Raw genomic sequence first — 13,778 nt, 5'->3', positions numbered from 1 at the left:
ACTCAAAATAAATGCAATTGAGTGCATTTCTACTGCTGGCCTTCTATCTGTTTTTACTCTGGCCTCTGGCGCGCTGGCACCACAGCCGCAATTCGTTGGCGCCGGCGGTGTTTGCCGGGCTACTATTGGGGGTGTTGCTCGGCGGCCTGATGCACCTGGCAGAGGGCTGGGGCGTAAATACCCCCTGGGTACTCGACTGGATCGGCCTGATTGGCAACGGCTACGTGAATCTTCTGCACCTGCTGGTGATGCCGCTGGTGTTGATCTCGATCCTCGCCGCGGTGGTCAAAGTGAGCAATACCGCATCGCTCGGCAAAATCAGTGGGTCGGTGCTGGTGGTCCTTCTCGGCACCACTGCCATTGCCGCGTTCATTGGTGTGGTGATCGCGCATCTGTTTGGCCTGACTGCGGAGGGGCTGGTAGAAGGCTCCCGCGAAGCCGCGCGCGTGGATGTGCTGAATGAACGCATGGGCCGCGTGACGGACCTCAGTATTCCCGAAATCCTTACCTCGTTTATTTCTCGCAATATTTTTGCGGACCTTGCCGGCCAGCGCGATACCTCGGTGATCGCCGTGGTGATCTTCGCGGTATTGATGGGACTCGCCGCACTGGCGGTACGCCGGGAGAACCCGGAGCAGGGCGCTGCGATCGAACGTTTTGTTACCGTGGCCCAGGCCTGGATAATGAAGCTGGTGCGCCTGATTATGGCGTTCACCCCCTACGGCGTTATGGCGCTGGTAACGGCGCTGGTCGCCAAGTCCAGCTGGACCGACATCTTCAACCTGTTCAACTTTGTGCTCGCCTCCTTTGTGGCGATTGCGCTGATGTTTGCGGTGCATGCGCTGTTACTGATGATCAACGGCATCAGTCCACTGCACTATTTCGCCAAGGTATGGCCGGTACTGGTGTTCGCCTTCAGCTCCCGTTCCAGTGCTGCGACGATACCGCTCAATGTGGAAACCCAGATCGACAAGCTCGGTAACTCCCCGGCCATTGCCAACTTTTCCGCTTCTTTTGGCGCCACTATCGGCCAGAATGGTTGTGCGGGTATTTACCCGGCGATGTTGGCGGTGATGGTGGCGGTGCCCATGGGGATCAATGTGTTTGACCCCGTGTGGCTCACCTCGCTGATTGCCGTCATTGTGATCAGCTCTTTCGGTATCGCTGGCGTGGGCGGTGGGGCGACCTTTGCTGCGCTGGTGGTGCTGCCTACCATGGGGCTACCGGTCCAGATCGCTGCCCTATTGATCTCCGTCGAGCCGCTGATCGATATGGCGCGCACCGCGTTGAATGTGAATGGCGCCATGACCGCGGGCACCCTGACCGAGCGCTGGCTAGGATACAGCGGGGAGGCGGCAGAGGCCCGATAAACAAAAAAATCCATTGATGTGTCAACCAATCGTGGACCTCTGCGTTTTGATAAGTGAACAAACGCATTTTTACTTGCAAACCACCCACCAGAATAGGGAAACATCGATGAAACGGATCAAGCAACAAATCGTCCTTCTGGCCATGGCCGCGACGCTTTCCGGTGTCGCAGCGGCAGATGCGGGCGAAAAGCGCGCGCAGTACCTGGATAACAAAGGGGATCGCATCGAGCAGCGCCTGGATAACAAGGGCGATCGTATCGACAACCGCCTGGACAACAAGGGCGACCGGATTAACAACCGGCTAGATCGCAAGTCCGAACGCGCCGCCTCCAACGGCAAAGACAAACGCGCGGCGCATCTCGATAAGAAAGGGGATCGCATCGATAACCGCCTGGATCGCAAAGGGAACCGTATTGACCGCAAGCTCGACCGCAAGGGGCAGGCAGTGGACCGCCGGATGGACCGTCGCAGTGCGCGCGTTGGGAACTAACGAATCTCGGAGAGTGGAATGTGCGGCCCGGGGGTAGCATGGGCCGCGCCGCCATCGCATGATAATAAAACGCTTTCAGAATAGGCTCCTGTACTCAGGGTTCCCAAGCAAAGGGTCTCCACGCAAAGGGCCACTGTACGCAGCATGGAACAATTTTTAGCCTCGGTAGAGAAGCGTGCCTTCTCCATGGCCGCTATGGCGGTGGGGAACCGTGACGATGCGCTGGATATTGTGCAGGATGCTATGTTCGCGCTGGTGCGCAATTACAGCCACAAACAGCGGGAGCAGTGGCGCCCGCTGTTTTTTACCATTCTCAATAACCGAATTACCGATTGGCACCGCCGTCACAAGACCGTCTCGCGCTGGCAGTTACTGCGGGAAAAGTTTGCCCGCGTTGACGACGAGGCGGACGATGTGTTTGACCCGGGTGCGCTGGAAGATCGGAGTGGCCCACGGCCGGAGCAAGGTGTGTTTTCCGAGCGCGCCCTGGATGCGATTGAGTCCGCCGTCGGTCGTTTGCCCCCGCGGCAGCAGCAGGCATTTATGTTGCGCTGTGTCGAAGGCTTTGATATCTCGGAAACCGCTGCTGCCATGTCCTGCAGTAGCGGTAGTGTGAAGACCCACCTGTCCCGGGCGCTGGCTGCCCTGCGCGGGCAATTGGAGGAAGTGCGATGACGTCGCCACAAGACAAGCCCAAGGCTCCGCCGCGGGAGCGCGAAGAGACGAGCGAGCGCAACGATGCCGAATTAGCGGCCGGTGCGCGCGCAGCCATGGAGCGCCGCGAGCAATCGCTCGACGGCGAAACCCTGTCGCGCCTGCGTCGTGCGCGCTCTGCAGCACTAGATGGTGCGGCTGATACTGCGCGGCCAGGCTGGATGCTTTGGTTACCCACGGGGCTGGCCAGTGCCGCAGCCGTGCTGACGGTGGCGCTGTTTTTCGGGCAGGAGCGATCCAGTTTCCAGGGTGAGCCGGTGGATGTGCTGGCGGATGCGTGGATTCTGAATGAAGACGCCGAGCTGGACATGATCGAAGACGTGGAGTTTTACCAGTGGCTGGCAGAGGAGGCGCTGGATGGCCACTCGTCCTGAGTCGGGGGTTGGCAGGCGCCGTACGTCAATACGGATTCTGGCGTGGACTCTGCCGGTTCAGCTGGTGATGTTGCCTTTTGCGTTTGCCAACGAACCTCTGGATGAAGACTTTTTGTTATTTCTGTCGGATTGGACCGATGAGACCGGTGAATTTATCGCCCCGAGCGAAGTGGAAGACGTGCTGGAGAAGCAGCCAGCCCCGCCCAAGTCAGAGGTGGTCGATTTGGGGGGAGGTCGTGAGCAAAGTGAACAACGTGAGCAGGGTGAGCGCAATGAGTAACGCCACAGCCAAACACACATCGAATCCCGTTGCCGGCACCGTGCGGAAAATCGGCTTGGCACTGCTGTTGTTGGCCTCCCTTGCCAGTGGCGCCTGGGCCGACTCGGCCGCGTGGAAAGAGCTGAGTGACAGCGAGCGCCAGTTACTGCAGCGCTTTGAAGGTCGCTGGGAGCAGTTTACCCCGGAGCAGCGCACCCGCCTGCGGGAGGGCGCGGCGCGCTGGGCGGGCATGAGTGCCCAGGAGCGACAGCAGGCGCGCCAGGAATTTGGCCGCTGGCAGCGCTTGAAGCCCGAGCAGCGTCAGAAGCTGCGCGAGTCCTATGACCGCTTCAAAAAGCTGCCGCCGGAAGAGCGCAAGAGAATCCGCGAGGCGCGCGAACGCTTCAAGCAGCTGCCACCGGAGCGCCAGCGCCGTTTGCGGGAGCGCTGGCGCAAGATGACACCAGAGCAGCGGCAGCGCTTCAAACAGCGCGGCGGCAAACGACAGAAGCGAGACTAATTTATGCGGGGCCAGTATATGCGGGGCCAGTATATGCGGGGCCAGTATATGCGGGGCAGGAAGCCCCGCTTTTTCGTTTCAGTTCAGGATCGATTCAGTCAGCGCCCTTTAAAGTACGCCCATCGGTCGAATTGTTGGCCAAACAAAGATGCCTGGTAGTGACCAGTTTCAGAATAGAGTCACACCAGAGCATCACCGCTCGGGTCTAGGGAGTACGCAACATGGCATTAACAAACAAGTGGTTACAGCAGCTGGCACTGGTTGGTCTCACCGTGGTTCTGGTGGCGGTGAGTGTCCGCGCCAGCGCAGGTGACAGTGGCTATTACCCCGGTCCGCATGGGGGCCAGGATGGCTATGACTACGCCCCCGTCACCGCAGTGACGCCTATCTATAATGACGTGAATGTCGTCGAGCCCAGAACCCAGTGCTGGGACCAGACCGTCACCTATCAGCAGCCTTCCCCGGCCGGGGCCATTATCGGCGGCCTCGTGGGGGCTGCGGTGGGGCGCAATGTGAGCAAAGGACACAGGCACCACAAGCGTTACCACCACCGTCGCTATCACCGGCATCATCACGGCAACAAGGCTGCGGGCATGGTCGCAGGCGCTGCGGTAGGCGCTGTTATCGGCAATGCCATCAGTCGCAGCCAGGCGCCAGTCCAGTACGGCACCCAGCAGCGCTGTCAGGTTGTCGAAGAAGTGAGCACGCGCCGTGAGTTGATTGGCTACGACGTCAACTACCGCTACAACGGCCAGGAATATCTGATTCGCACTAACCACCATCCTGGAGATAGAATTCGGGTTCGTGTAGACGTCACGCCGGTACTGTGATCAACGTCTGATTGTTATTCATCCACCGGCGCTATGGAATCGACAGGAGCAGAGCAGTGAAAGTCACTCGAGGTCCGCAAGCCGCACAGCAAGTGAAAGGGGCCGTATCCATCCACTTCGCAGGGATGAAACTTGTACCGTTTGCCGTATTGGCCTGCTTACTACTGGCGGCACTGGTGAGCGCGCCGGTGTCTGCGGCATCGGCAATGTCACAGGCGGCGTTAAAAGGGGCACAAATGCCGCAGGCCGCGAAAGTAAGGCATCTGGAAATAAAGCCTCTGGCCACAGTGCGGGTGCAAAACAAAGGCATTTCCAAAAATGAGGCCGCGGCTCTGGTAAAACGACGCTTTGGTGGCAAGATCCTGGCGATCAGCGAAGTACAGCGCAAAGGCAAAAGTATGTTCCGCGTGAAGGGACTTTCTGAAAAAAGTCAGGTCTATGTTGTATTCGTGGATCGACAGAGCGGAAGAATTTCTCGCTAACTCTATAACGAAAAATGCATTACTGAGGACACACCATGCGCGCACTGCTGGTAGAAGATGAACACGCGTTGCGTGAACAGCTGGCGGCTTCCCTGCGCAAGGGGGGGTACACCGTCGACGAAGCGCCCGATGGCGAAGAAGCATTGTATCTGGGGCGCGAGTACCCTTACGACGTAGCGATAATGGACCTGGGGCTGCCGAAAATTGATGGTATCCAGGTTATTGAAACCCTGCGCAAGGAATCGCGGCATTTCCCCATCCTGATTCTCACGGCTCGCGGCCACTGGCAGGAGCGGGTGCGCGGCCTGGAAGCCGGTGGTGATGATTACCTGACCAAGCCCTTCCATACCGAAGAGTTGCTCGCCCGGTTGAACGCACTGGTGCGGCGCTCCGCCGGCTTTTCTTCCCCTGTCATTAGCGTCGGCCCCATCGAGCTGGATACCAGCGCCCAGCGGGTGAAGGTGTCCGACAGCGAGCTGGACCTGACGTCGTTTGAGTACAAGGTACTCGAATACCTGATGCTGCATCCGGATGAGGTGGTATCGAAAACCACGCTCACCGAGCACATCTACGAGCAGGACTGTGATCGCGACAGTAACGTGATTGAAGTATTTATCGGTCGCCTGCGTAAAAAGCTGGATGCCGCAGGTGGGATAAAACCCATCGAAACCCTGCGTGGGCGCGGTTACCGGTTTAGCCCGGCGAGCTGATTACCTTGCTGAACCGCCTGTCTAATATCCGCCAGTTCCTCTCGGGCTGGATACATTCCCTGTCTGGCCGTCTTTCGCTGATGGCCACTCTGGTACTACTTGTTTTTCTGGTGGTACTTTCTGGTGTGCTGGAAAAGGCCTACCGCACCTCCCTGGATGAGTCCAAAGCGCGTGAGCTGCAGTTGCACATCTATACGCTACTGGCGGTGGCCGAGCCGGACGGCGACAATCTGCTGTTGCCCCTGAACCTGCCGGAGCCGCGATTCAACCAGCCGGATTCCGGTTTGATTGGCGCGGTAATGGATGCCCGCGGCCGGGTTATCTGGCGTTCACCTTCGGCACTTAGCCTGCCAAATTTCTCCGAGTTACCGTTGCCGTTACCGCTGCGCCAGGGCCAGCAGGTGTTTGCCGAAATTCAGCTGCCGGACTCAATCGTACCCTACAGCAGCTTCCGCCAGGGGATCGCCTGGGGGCTGGATAACGAGCTGCAATTTACCTTTGTGGTGCTGGAAGACGCCGGGCCGCTGCAGGCGCAGGTGTATCAATTCAATACCACCCTGTGGCGCTGGTTGGGTATCGGCGCCCTGGCACTGATCGCGGTACAGCTACTCGTGCTGCATTGGGGGCTGGCGCCTTTGCGCCAAGTGACCAGTGCGCTGAAGAATATGCAACGTGGGGGTGCCGATACCTTGCAGGGCAAATTCCCGAAAGAACTCGTACCCCTGACCGATAACCTGAACCTGCTGATAGAAAATGAGCGTCGCCAGCGGGAGAAAACCCGCAATACGCTGGGTGACCTCGCGCACAGTCTGAAAACGCCACTGGCGGTGCTAAAAGGCATGGACGTGGCCGCCAACCCACAGGCCGCACAGCAGGCGCTGGCGGAGCAGGTGGAGCGCATGGACGGGATTATCAGTTACCAGCTGAAGCGCGCGGTGGCGACATCGCCCAAGTCCATCTTGCGCGGCGTGGCGGTACAGCCCATGGCAGAGAAAATTCTCTCGGCACTGGATAAAGCCTACCGGGATAAATCCATCGATGCAGAACTGCTGTGCGACCCTTCCGTGCTGTTTTATGGCGATGAAGGGGATCTGATGGAAATGCTGGGGAACCTTCTCGACAACGGGTACAAGTATGGTGGCGGCAAACTGCTGGTCAGTGCGAAAAACACCGACGACCAGCGTGGGCTGGAGATAATTGTTGCAGATAACGGTCCGGGACTGACCGAAGACCAATGGCAACAGGTAATTCAGCGCGGTGTGCGGGCCGATGAACAGCAGCAGGGGCAGGGCATTGGTCTTGCCGTGGTTGTCGATATCGTAGAGAGTTACCACGGCACGATTGCCATAGCCGAGCCGTCGGAAACGGTCGATATGGATCTCGGCGGACTTACCCTGCGGGTCGCACTTTAATCCGTTCCGTCACAATAAAACAAACAGGAAGTTTGTATGTTGTCAAAATGGTCAGGAAAGCATGTACGGCAGCTTTCGTCGACAGCGTTTTCCGTTATCGCCTCTTGCTGCATAGTACTTTTGGTGCCGGCTTCTGGGGCCGCTTCTGGGGCCGTTTCCCCCTGGCCTGGTGGTGCGGAAGTTGCTGTGGTGTTGTCCTACGATGATGCGCTGGATTCACACCTGGACGTGGCCATCCCCCAGCTCGATAAACACAAACTGCCCGGTACTTTTTATCTGAGCGGTGCGCGCCCGTCGGTGCGCTTGCGCCAGCACGAGTGGCGCCGCGCCGCGCAGAGTGGCCACGAACTCGGCAACCATATGCTTTACCACCCGTGCCGCAAATCGTTGGCTAATCGCAGTTGGGTGCAACCGTGGCAAGATCTCGACAAGTACACCCTCGCGCAATTTGTGGATGAAGTGCAGACCACCAATACCATGCTCAAGGCCATCGACGGTGAGGAGGAGCGTACCTTTGCCTACCCGTGTGGTGATATGACGGCGGGGGGTGAGGATGTACTGCCGGAGCTGAAAAAACTGGTAAGCGCCGCGCGCTTGTTTTCCGCCGACGGACAGCATCATCCGGACAACAAAGATTTTTACCGAATAGCCTCGTTCGATGGTGCAGAAAAAACCGCAGAACAACTGATAGCCGTGGCGGAAGCCGCCCGGGAAAACAACAGCCTTGTGGGCTTTTTATTTCACGGAGTGGGTGGGGATTACATCTCGGTCGCCTCCGAGGACCACCGCGCACTCCTGCAACACCTGGCGGCCAATCCGGAGCGCTACTGGGTAACGACCATGCGGGAGGCCGTTGCCCATCTGCAACGGGAGCAGGTGCGTAACCAGCGTTAAACCGCGCGCGCAAAAACCAAGGCACCTGATCAGGTGCCTTCGCTACCCTCGACACCTTCCACACCTTCCACACCTTCCACACCTTCGACACCGTCCACTTCCACCGCTGCGCTGTTGCCTTGCACTTCGGCTTTGGTACGGCGCTGGCCGGGAATGACACCCTGCCACAATCTTTTGGATAACTCTTGTGGCGCTTCGGCGCGGCCTTCGGAAATCCACTGCACAATAGCGTGCGCTACATCCGGCCAGTCGATGCGCACGCCTCTTGGCTGCTCCTCCAGCCAGCGGCCAATGGTGAGTGCATCGATATGTTTTACCACCCTCGCCAGTTGCAGTTCTTGCAAGGCCATTGCATTGGCCTCCTGTTCGAACTGCCCCTTGAGCGGGCGGGTCAAAATCGGTTTACCCAGCGTCAGCGTCTCGGCAATTAGTTCGAAGCCACTGTTGCAGATAACGGCGCGGGCCGTGGCGACGTCGTGGCGGAAGCCTTCTATCGAAGGTGCCTTAAGGGTGATGTTGTCCGCTTTGGGGAGATCTGTGGGCAGACCGTAAACAATAAACTTCTGCGGCAATTGCGCCAGCTGTTGCAACAGCGGCAGTGCATGTTCAAACGGCAGGTATACCAGCACATGGTCCTGCTCTGGGGGCACGGTCTCTTCGTGGGCGTGGGCAATCGGCGGCAAGATCGGCTGGCCAAAGTGATACCAGTGCATCCCCAGGCCCAGTGGCACCGGCGCAAACAGTTTCATGATGGTCCGTGGCAGCCAGCCAAAAGCCGGTGCTGGGATAGCGTAGTCAAAGGCATACTGGTGCCCCAATCCCATACTTGGGCACTTACGCTTTTTCGCCGCCCATGCGGTGACCGGCTCAAAATCACTGATAACCAGATCAAAATCGTTTACCGGGAGTTCACGAATGTCTTTCAGCAGCTTGCGCAAATCCAGTTGCCTGGCGGTGGCGAGCTGATCGATCTTGCCTTCCTTGTGCACGAAGGTGAGCCCTTCGCGCCACCAGTAATCACCAAAAGCTTCCATCGCGAACAGCTGTTCCGGTGGGCGGCCTGAGAACAGCCATTGAACCTCCAAGTTCGGAAACTGCTGGAAGGCTTCCGCCATGGCCCGGGCCCGTGAAATATGGCCGTTGCCGGTACCTTGAACGCCGTACAGAATTTTCAAATTGCTTCTCCGAAAGGAATTGCGAGGGTTGCAGTGTATTCAGTTGTTTTTACCCAGACCGGTGAGCGGTGGCGTGCGGCACTTATAGCAGTGACCCGGCGACCGTAAGCCCCACACAAGTGCCCAGTAGCGCACCGGCACATACGTCGGTCGGGTAATGTACGCCGAGCCCGACGCGGGAAGTGCCCACTCCAGCAGCCCAGAAGTAACCCAGGGCCCACAATGGGTGTAGGCTCTGGGCCAGCATGGTCACAAACAGGAAGGCACCGGAGGTGTGGCCGGATGGCAGGCTGAAGCGATCGTTGGCAATAACAATGGATCGCAGTCCGGGAATCGATTCCGGAGGCCGGTTACGGCGGGTGGTGTTTTTGATTGTCCAGTAGAGCGAGCGCTCTATGACGAAGGCGGCACCGCAGACGGTAAGGAACTGCAGCGCCGCTTGCAGGCTCACAATCGCCACCAGCAGCGGCGATGCCAAGTAGATCCAGCCATCCGCGGAGCGGGACAGCAGCAGGTAGTTTCTACGGGATGCCGGTCGCGCCGCGCGCTCTGCCATACGCAGGACCAGCGACACATCGACGGTTTTTAGGGTGATAGGTAAGCTTCGCATACGGTAAAAGTACGAAGCCTATGTTGCGCAGACTTGAACAAAATGTGTCAGGTCTGTGAAATCTGCGAATTCTGGTGGTGTTTTGCCAGGGAAGGGGGATAGGGAGGGAAGAGAGAGCGCCACGTGAGCGGTGGCGCCGTAGACACAGATCTAGTCGATGGACATTTTGATCGCGCCGGAGCCCGGCAGCTTCTCGACCAGTTCGTGGCCACACAGTTTCGAAGGGGTGAAATAGCCCCCGTTACCGGTGTAGCCCAGCAGATGCTCCAGTACCGCCAGCGACCCGTGCACGGTAACGTCGTACCCATTCGCGGTAACTACGCGGCCTACCCGGCGCTCGCCGCGGCGGTCATTGCGGACTTCGCCCCACACCCAGGTCTGCTGCTGGGAGCGCTGTGACTCGCTGGGGCCACGGACCTTCTCGTCCACTTTGCCCTTCATCCAGTTCTGTACCCACTTCATGCGTAGCAGCCAGCGGAATGCGTTCAGCTTCTGCATTTTCTTCGCCCGGCGCGGGCTCATGGGGATATACACCTCGATATTCGGGATCTCGGTGGAGTAGTAGGCGGTAGCCACATCGCCCCAAGGGATGGCAACGGCAAACTTCTCGCCACGCCCGAAATTGATCTTGCGGGTCAGCTCGCCATGAGGCGTTACCTCGATCTTGCCATTGCGGCGCACTGCGCCGCCCACACCGAGGCTTTCGATCGAGGTCTTAGCGGTACCCGGGCTGAGGCCTGAGTCCGAGTCAAACCCCAGGGTCAGGTGGGTGGCACTGTTCATTTCCTTATACAGCGCCGCCGCCAGGCAATCGGTGGGAATGACGTCAAAGCCGGTGCCCGGGCACAGCACCACGCCCGCGGCACGCGCCTCGGCGTCCATCCCGTGGGCCATCTGATACACAGACATTTCGCCGGTGATGTCCTGGTAGTGGGTGCCGGTGGCGATACAGGCGCGCATCATGGGTTCTGCGGTGGCGGAGAAGGGGCCGGCACAGTGGATCACGACGGCAACATCCTTCAGCGCGTGCGCCAGGGCTTCCTCATCGTCCAGCGAGGCCGCAATGGCGGGCAGGCGCAGCTCGTTTGCCAGCGGTTGTAGCTTGGCGGCACTGCGGCCGGCAAGAATAGGTTTCAGCCCTTTGGCCACGGCCTGACGGGCGATCAGTTCGCCGGTGTATCCGTAGGCACCGTAAATCAGGATTTGTTTGTTGTTCACCGAGAGTCCTTATTGTCTTTATTTGGCGAAGGCCGTGATACCGAAGTCAATCAAGCGGCTTTTCCAGGGCAAAGCGCGGGAATGGCTTACCGTCTTTGGTTACGGTTTCTGCAAACATGGCCAGGGGACGTGCCCACACACCAAAGTCATCATACAGAGCGCGGTAAATTGCCAGTTGTTCCCCGGTTTCACTGTGGGTGGCAATTTCCATCAGGTGGTACAGATTGCCCTTGTAGTGCCGGTAGATACCTTTCTTGAGTGATTGCATGGGGTTCTCTTGTTTGTTTTTTCACCGGCTCGAGGATTAGTCGAGGTGAAAGGGCGAGAGCTGGATCTGAGTAATACGCTGGCCGTGCAGTACCGCGAAACCCTCGTAACGGCGCTCGCCAGTCGAGGTAAATTCGAATTCGTAACGTCGTTGAATGCGCAGCTGGCCGTGGCGGTCGCGCTTGATGCGGGTGCGGTCCAGCATCACCGTATCATCCAGCAGCTGCACGCCGGTTTTCATACAGTGATCCTTAACAATCTTGCGCACCCTGTCCTTGGCCGCCATACCAGCCCAAAAATACCAGGCGGGCAGTGCCAGTATAAAAATCCAGATCAAATCGCCAAGCGAGTAATACATAACATTTGCAGTTGCTATTATCGAACCGGGCAAGAATACCACCACAGGAGTCAACATGTCTGGCACGATTCTCATCACCGGTTGTAACCGCGGCATAGGCCTCGAAATGGCCCGGCAATCTGTCAAAGATGGTTGGAAAGTGATCGCTACCTGCCGTAACCCGTCTGCGGCGTGGGAGCTGAGCGAGTTGAACGAATCCTATGCAAACCTGGAAGTGCATACGTTGGATGTTACCGACTATGCGCAGTTGGCGGACCTGGCGCAGCGCCTGCACGGGCGCCCTGTGGATATTCTCGTGAGCAATGCCGGCTACTACGGGCCGAAAGGCGTGACCTTCGGCCACGTCGATGTGGACGAGTGGCGCAAGGTACTGGAAATCAACACCATCGCCCCCTACAAACTCGCCGAGGCCTTCTACCCCAACCTGGCGGCAGGTCAAAACAAAGTTGTTGGAATATTGAGCAGCAAGGTAGGCAGTATTGCCGACAACCAGTCTGGGGGCGGTTACATGTATCGCTCCTCCAAGACTGCACTGAACCAGGTGGTAAAGAGCCTCGCGATCGATCTTAAAGAGCAGGGGATCAAGGTGGTTGCTCTGCACCCGGGTTGGGTTAAAACCGAAATGGGTGGCCCCAATGCGCTGATATCTACGGAGGAAAGTGTAGCGGGTGTAAAAAATCTGCTGCTCAACGCCAGCGCAGAAGATAGCGGTCAGTTCTTTAATTACGATGGATGCGTCATTCCCTGGTAACCATTTGAATATCCATGGCGAAGCAGCCACATTCCAATGCTTGCCCGGTGATTAGTGATTCAAATATGACCATCATCGAGCCGGCATTTCGATCGTCACGACTACTATCCCCAGTGAAACAGGTGAATTCCAAAGAAAAGTTATCCAAATCAATGGTTTAGGATGGTCGCGCAGATTGGGGATAGTAGTCGTGACGACCATTTTCGCAGAAAGGTGATGGGTGCCTTAGCGCAGTTAAGCGTTTGAATTATATAGGTTCTGACAGAGAATTTACTTTCAGTGCGGCTGGGAATAGTAGCCACGAAATAGTAGTCTTTGGGACTACGATTAAAATGTTATGGTGCCGGTCGGTAAAAATAGTTTTTGTGTGGCTGAAAATTTTGCGCACAGTTTTGGCATCCAGTATTTGGCTTTTTGCCACGGCACATTCAAGCAGTTTCGTTCCTAGAGCGTTCGCTTGAGTTCAGTAGAAGCTGGCAGCTCGCTGCAGTATTGTGGCGTGCCAATAAGATAAAAACAGGTTGGGGAAAGTGCGGTATTCTTTCCACGTTTTAATGGGCGGTGGCCAGCCAATCCGTGGCTGGCAGCGTGCCAGTAGGCGGTTCCGCAGCGCGGCCAGCCATAACCAGGCGCTGCAGGGGACGGCTTACTTTGTGCACCTTTTGCGCAGGTCGCCTCGCTCCCATTTTTGCGCAAAATGCGCCCAAAGCAAGCCGCCCCTGAGCGCGGCGTTATAGGTCTCGAGCAGTGATATGAATAAGGAAGATGCTGGAGCACGTTTAGATCGATATCTTCAAGAGCAGAACCAGGTGCAGCGTAAACTTGACCGTGCGCGTGCTGCTGCAATGTCTCTTTGGGGATGGGGTGGTAACTACTGGTTCCCATTGGAGCTAGATCCAACACCTCTAATCGAAGTCTTGGCTATCGATGGAAATAAAATTCTTCCTTATCACTCTGAACCAGATCTTGAGCAATTTCTAGTAAACTTCTTCCATGGAGAGAAAATATATTTCTTCCAGGAAACGGGCGCACATTTTGAAGAAAGTGAGTATTCTGGATTTTCATTTGGGTACTATGAGACGTTTGCTTGCGACTCTCACTTGAGGAACGTTGTATATTGGTCACATGAAAACACGGTGACATTTGGTGGTAGAGAGCTAGTCTCCCAATTTAAAAGATTTTGTCCAAAATATGCGGACTTCGTAGTTGACTGGGCTAAAACCTATAACAAGTGACTATGGTGTCCCGTCAAGCGATTAAGCCATTTTTTCATCCCAGTACGTGTTGTTTTTAACCATGGTATTGAGGATCGTGAGTTGCTTTCGCATGCAGGCAACGATGGCA

General features: G+C 57.2%; 17 protein-coding genes and 1 pseudogene. 13 read left to right on the top strand and 5 right to left on the bottom strand.

Going from position 1 to position 13,778, the window contains the following annotated elements; genetic code table 11:
* The first annotated feature begins 11 nt into the window (after positions 1-11).
* From LCM31_RS00090 to LCM31_RS00040, 11 genes and pseudogenes are all read left to right on the top strand, one after another.
* Positions 12-1,370, top strand: coding sequence for an L-cystine transporter (locus LCM31_RS00090; RefSeq protein ID WP_224866503.1), 1,359 nt, complete (start codon positions 12-14; stop codon positions 1,368-1,370).
* A 106-nt stretch (positions 1,371-1,476) separates the two neighbouring features.
* The gene (locus LCM31_RS00085; protein ID WP_224866501.1) at positions 1,477-1,860 is read left to right on the top strand and encodes a hypothetical protein; all 384 of its coding nucleotides are present in this window, start codon (positions 1,477-1,479) and stop codon (positions 1,858-1,860) included.
* A 129-nt stretch (positions 1,861-1,989) separates the two neighbouring features.
* Positions 1,990-2,535, top strand: a pseudogene (locus LCM31_RS00080) (RNA polymerase sigma factor); the annotation flags it as partial.
* The gene (locus LCM31_RS00075; protein ID WP_224866497.1) at positions 2,532-2,948 is read left to right on the top strand and encodes a hypothetical protein; all 417 of its coding nucleotides are present in this window, start codon (positions 2,532-2,534) and stop codon (positions 2,946-2,948) included. The pseudogene LCM31_RS00080 and the gene LCM31_RS00075, both read left to right, overlap by 4 nt.
* Positions 2,932-3,228 (top strand): hypothetical protein, encoded by a 297-nt coding sequence (locus tag LCM31_RS00070; protein WP_224866495.1) that lies wholly within the window; start codon positions 2,932-2,934, stop codon positions 3,226-3,228. The genes LCM31_RS00075 and LCM31_RS00070 overlap by 17 nt, the downstream gene beginning before the upstream one ends.
* Positions 3,221-3,727 (top strand): DUF3106 domain-containing protein, encoded by a 507-nt coding sequence (locus LCM31_RS00065; protein ID WP_224866493.1) that lies wholly within the window; start codon positions 3,221-3,223, stop codon positions 3,725-3,727. Before LCM31_RS00070 ends, LCM31_RS00065 begins: the two co-directional genes overlap by 8 nt.
* A 221-nt stretch (positions 3,728-3,948) precedes the next feature.
* Positions 3,949-4,557: a glycine zipper 2TM domain-containing protein gene (locus LCM31_RS00060; RefSeq protein WP_224866491.1), complete on the top strand. Its 609-nt coding sequence runs from the start codon at positions 3,949-3,951 to the stop codon at positions 4,555-4,557.
* 56 nt (positions 4,558-4,613) lie between these two features.
* Complete coding sequence (locus LCM31_RS00055; protein ID WP_224866490.1) at positions 4,614-5,039, top strand: PepSY domain-containing protein; 426 nt, start codon at positions 4,614-4,616, stop codon at positions 5,037-5,039.
* Positions 5,040-5,074: 35 nt separating this feature from the next.
* On the top strand, positions 5,075-5,749 hold the full coding sequence (locus LCM31_RS00050; protein ID WP_224866489.1) for a response regulator transcription factor: 675 nt from the start codon (positions 5,075-5,077) through the stop codon (positions 5,747-5,749).
* A gap of 5 nt (positions 5,750-5,754) precedes the next feature.
* Positions 5,755-7,161: an ATP-binding protein gene (locus tag LCM31_RS00045; protein WP_224866487.1), complete on the top strand. Its 1,407-nt coding sequence runs from the start codon at positions 5,755-5,757 to the stop codon at positions 7,159-7,161.
* A 186-nt stretch (positions 7,162-7,347) separates the two neighbouring features.
* The gene (locus tag LCM31_RS00040) at positions 7,348-8,055 is read left to right on the top strand and encodes a polysaccharide deacetylase family protein (RefSeq protein WP_318247424.1); all 708 of its coding nucleotides are present in this window, start codon (positions 7,348-7,350) and stop codon (positions 8,053-8,055) included.
* A 29-nt stretch (positions 8,056-8,084) separates the two neighbouring features.
* On the opposite strand, the gene LCM31_RS00035 is transcribed toward LCM31_RS00040, so the two are convergent.
* The 5 genes from LCM31_RS00035 to LCM31_RS00015 all read right to left on the bottom strand — a co-directional run bounded on the left by LCM31_RS00035 (position 8,085) and on the right by LCM31_RS00015 (position 11,683).
* Complete coding sequence (locus tag LCM31_RS00035) at positions 8,085-9,230, bottom strand: MJ1255/VC2487 family glycosyltransferase (RefSeq protein WP_224866483.1); 1,146 nt, start codon at positions 9,228-9,230, stop codon at positions 8,085-8,087.
* Positions 9,231-9,312: 82 nt separating this feature from the next.
* A complete protein-coding gene (locus LCM31_RS00030) occupies positions 9,313-9,840 on the bottom strand; it encodes a phosphatase PAP2 family protein (RefSeq protein WP_224866481.1) in 528 nt (175 codons plus the stop codon).
* Positions 9,841-9,990: 150 nt separating this feature from the next.
* Positions 9,991-11,058 carry a saccharopine dehydrogenase family protein gene (locus LCM31_RS00025; RefSeq protein WP_224866479.1) on the bottom strand — a complete coding sequence of 356 codons (1,068 nt, stop codon included), beginning with the start codon at positions 11,056-11,058 and terminating at the stop codon, positions 9,991-9,993.
* A 46-nt stretch (positions 11,059-11,104) separates the two neighbouring features.
* The gene (locus tag LCM31_RS00020) at positions 11,105-11,326 is read right to left on the bottom strand and encodes a DUF1653 domain-containing protein (RefSeq protein ID WP_224866477.1); all 222 of its coding nucleotides are present in this window, start codon (positions 11,324-11,326) and stop codon (positions 11,105-11,107) included.
* 36 nt (positions 11,327-11,362) lie between these two features.
* Positions 11,363-11,683, bottom strand: coding sequence for a DUF3301 domain-containing protein (locus LCM31_RS00015; protein ID WP_224866474.1), 321 nt, complete (start codon positions 11,681-11,683; stop codon positions 11,363-11,365).
* 55 nt (positions 11,684-11,738) lie between these two features.
* Here LCM31_RS00015 and LCM31_RS00010 point away from each other — a divergent pair, with 55 nt between their 5' ends.
* Together LCM31_RS00010 and LCM31_RS00005 are read left to right on the top strand one after the other, a co-directional pair.
* Positions 11,739-12,434, top strand: coding sequence for an SDR family oxidoreductase (locus tag LCM31_RS00010; protein ID WP_224866472.1), 696 nt, complete (start codon positions 11,739-11,741; stop codon positions 12,432-12,434).
* 752 nt (positions 12,435-13,186) lie between these two features.
* Positions 13,187-13,669, top strand: a complete 483-nt coding sequence (locus LCM31_RS00005) for a hypothetical protein (RefSeq protein ID WP_224866470.1) — start codon at positions 13,187-13,189, stop codon at positions 13,667-13,669.
* The last annotated feature ends 109 nt before the right edge of the window (positions 13,670-13,778 follow it).

The organism is Microbulbifer agarilyticus, from assembly GCF_020171345.1.
GTDB classification, from domain to species: domain Bacteria; phylum Pseudomonadota; class Gammaproteobacteria; order Pseudomonadales; family Cellvibrionaceae; genus Microbulbifer; species Microbulbifer agarilyticus_D.
The sequence above is the reverse complement of the archived record's forward strand: the minus strand, read 5'-3'. Positions and strand labels throughout refer to the sequence as shown.

Excerpts from the sequence above, each read along its gene's own strand:
- LCM31_RS00085 (WP_224866501.1), top strand. The coding sequence starts at position 1,477 with ATGAAACGGATCAAGCAACAAATCGTCCTTCTGGCCATGGCCGCGACG.
- LCM31_RS00050 (WP_224866489.1), top strand. The coding sequence starts at position 5,075 with ATGCGCGCACTGCTGGTAGAAGATGAACACGCGTTGCGTGAACAGCTG.
- LCM31_RS00010 (WP_224866472.1), top strand. The coding sequence starts at position 11,739 with ATGTCTGGCACGATTCTCATCACCGGTTGTAACCGCGGCATAGGCCTC.
- LCM31_RS00020 (WP_224866477.1), bottom strand. The coding sequence starts at position 11,326 with ATGCAATCACTCAAGAAAGGTATCTACCGGCACTACAAGGGCAATCTG.
- LCM31_RS00030 (WP_224866481.1), bottom strand. The coding sequence starts at position 9,840 with ATGCGAAGCTTACCTATCACCCTAAAAACCGTCGATGTGTCGCTGGTC.
- LCM31_RS00070 (WP_224866495.1), top strand. The coding sequence starts at position 2,932 with ATGGCCACTCGTCCTGAGTCGGGGGTTGGCAGGCGCCGTACGTCAATA.
- LCM31_RS00090 (WP_224866503.1), top strand. The coding sequence starts at position 12 with ATGCAATTGAGTGCATTTCTACTGCTGGCCTTCTATCTGTTTTTACTC.
- LCM31_RS00075 (WP_224866497.1), top strand. The coding sequence starts at position 2,532 with ATGACGTCGCCACAAGACAAGCCCAAGGCTCCGCCGCGGGAGCGCGAA.
- LCM31_RS00060 (WP_224866491.1), top strand. The coding sequence starts at position 3,949 with ATGGCATTAACAAACAAGTGGTTACAGCAGCTGGCACTGGTTGGTCTC.
- LCM31_RS00065 (WP_224866493.1), top strand. The coding sequence starts at position 3,221 with ATGAGTAACGCCACAGCCAAACACACATCGAATCCCGTTGCCGGCACC.
- LCM31_RS00005 (WP_224866470.1), top strand. The coding sequence starts at position 13,187 with ATGAATAAGGAAGATGCTGGAGCACGTTTAGATCGATATCTTCAAGAG.
- LCM31_RS00015 (WP_224866474.1), bottom strand. The coding sequence starts at position 11,683 with ATGTATTACTCGCTTGGCGATTTGATCTGGATTTTTATACTGGCACTG.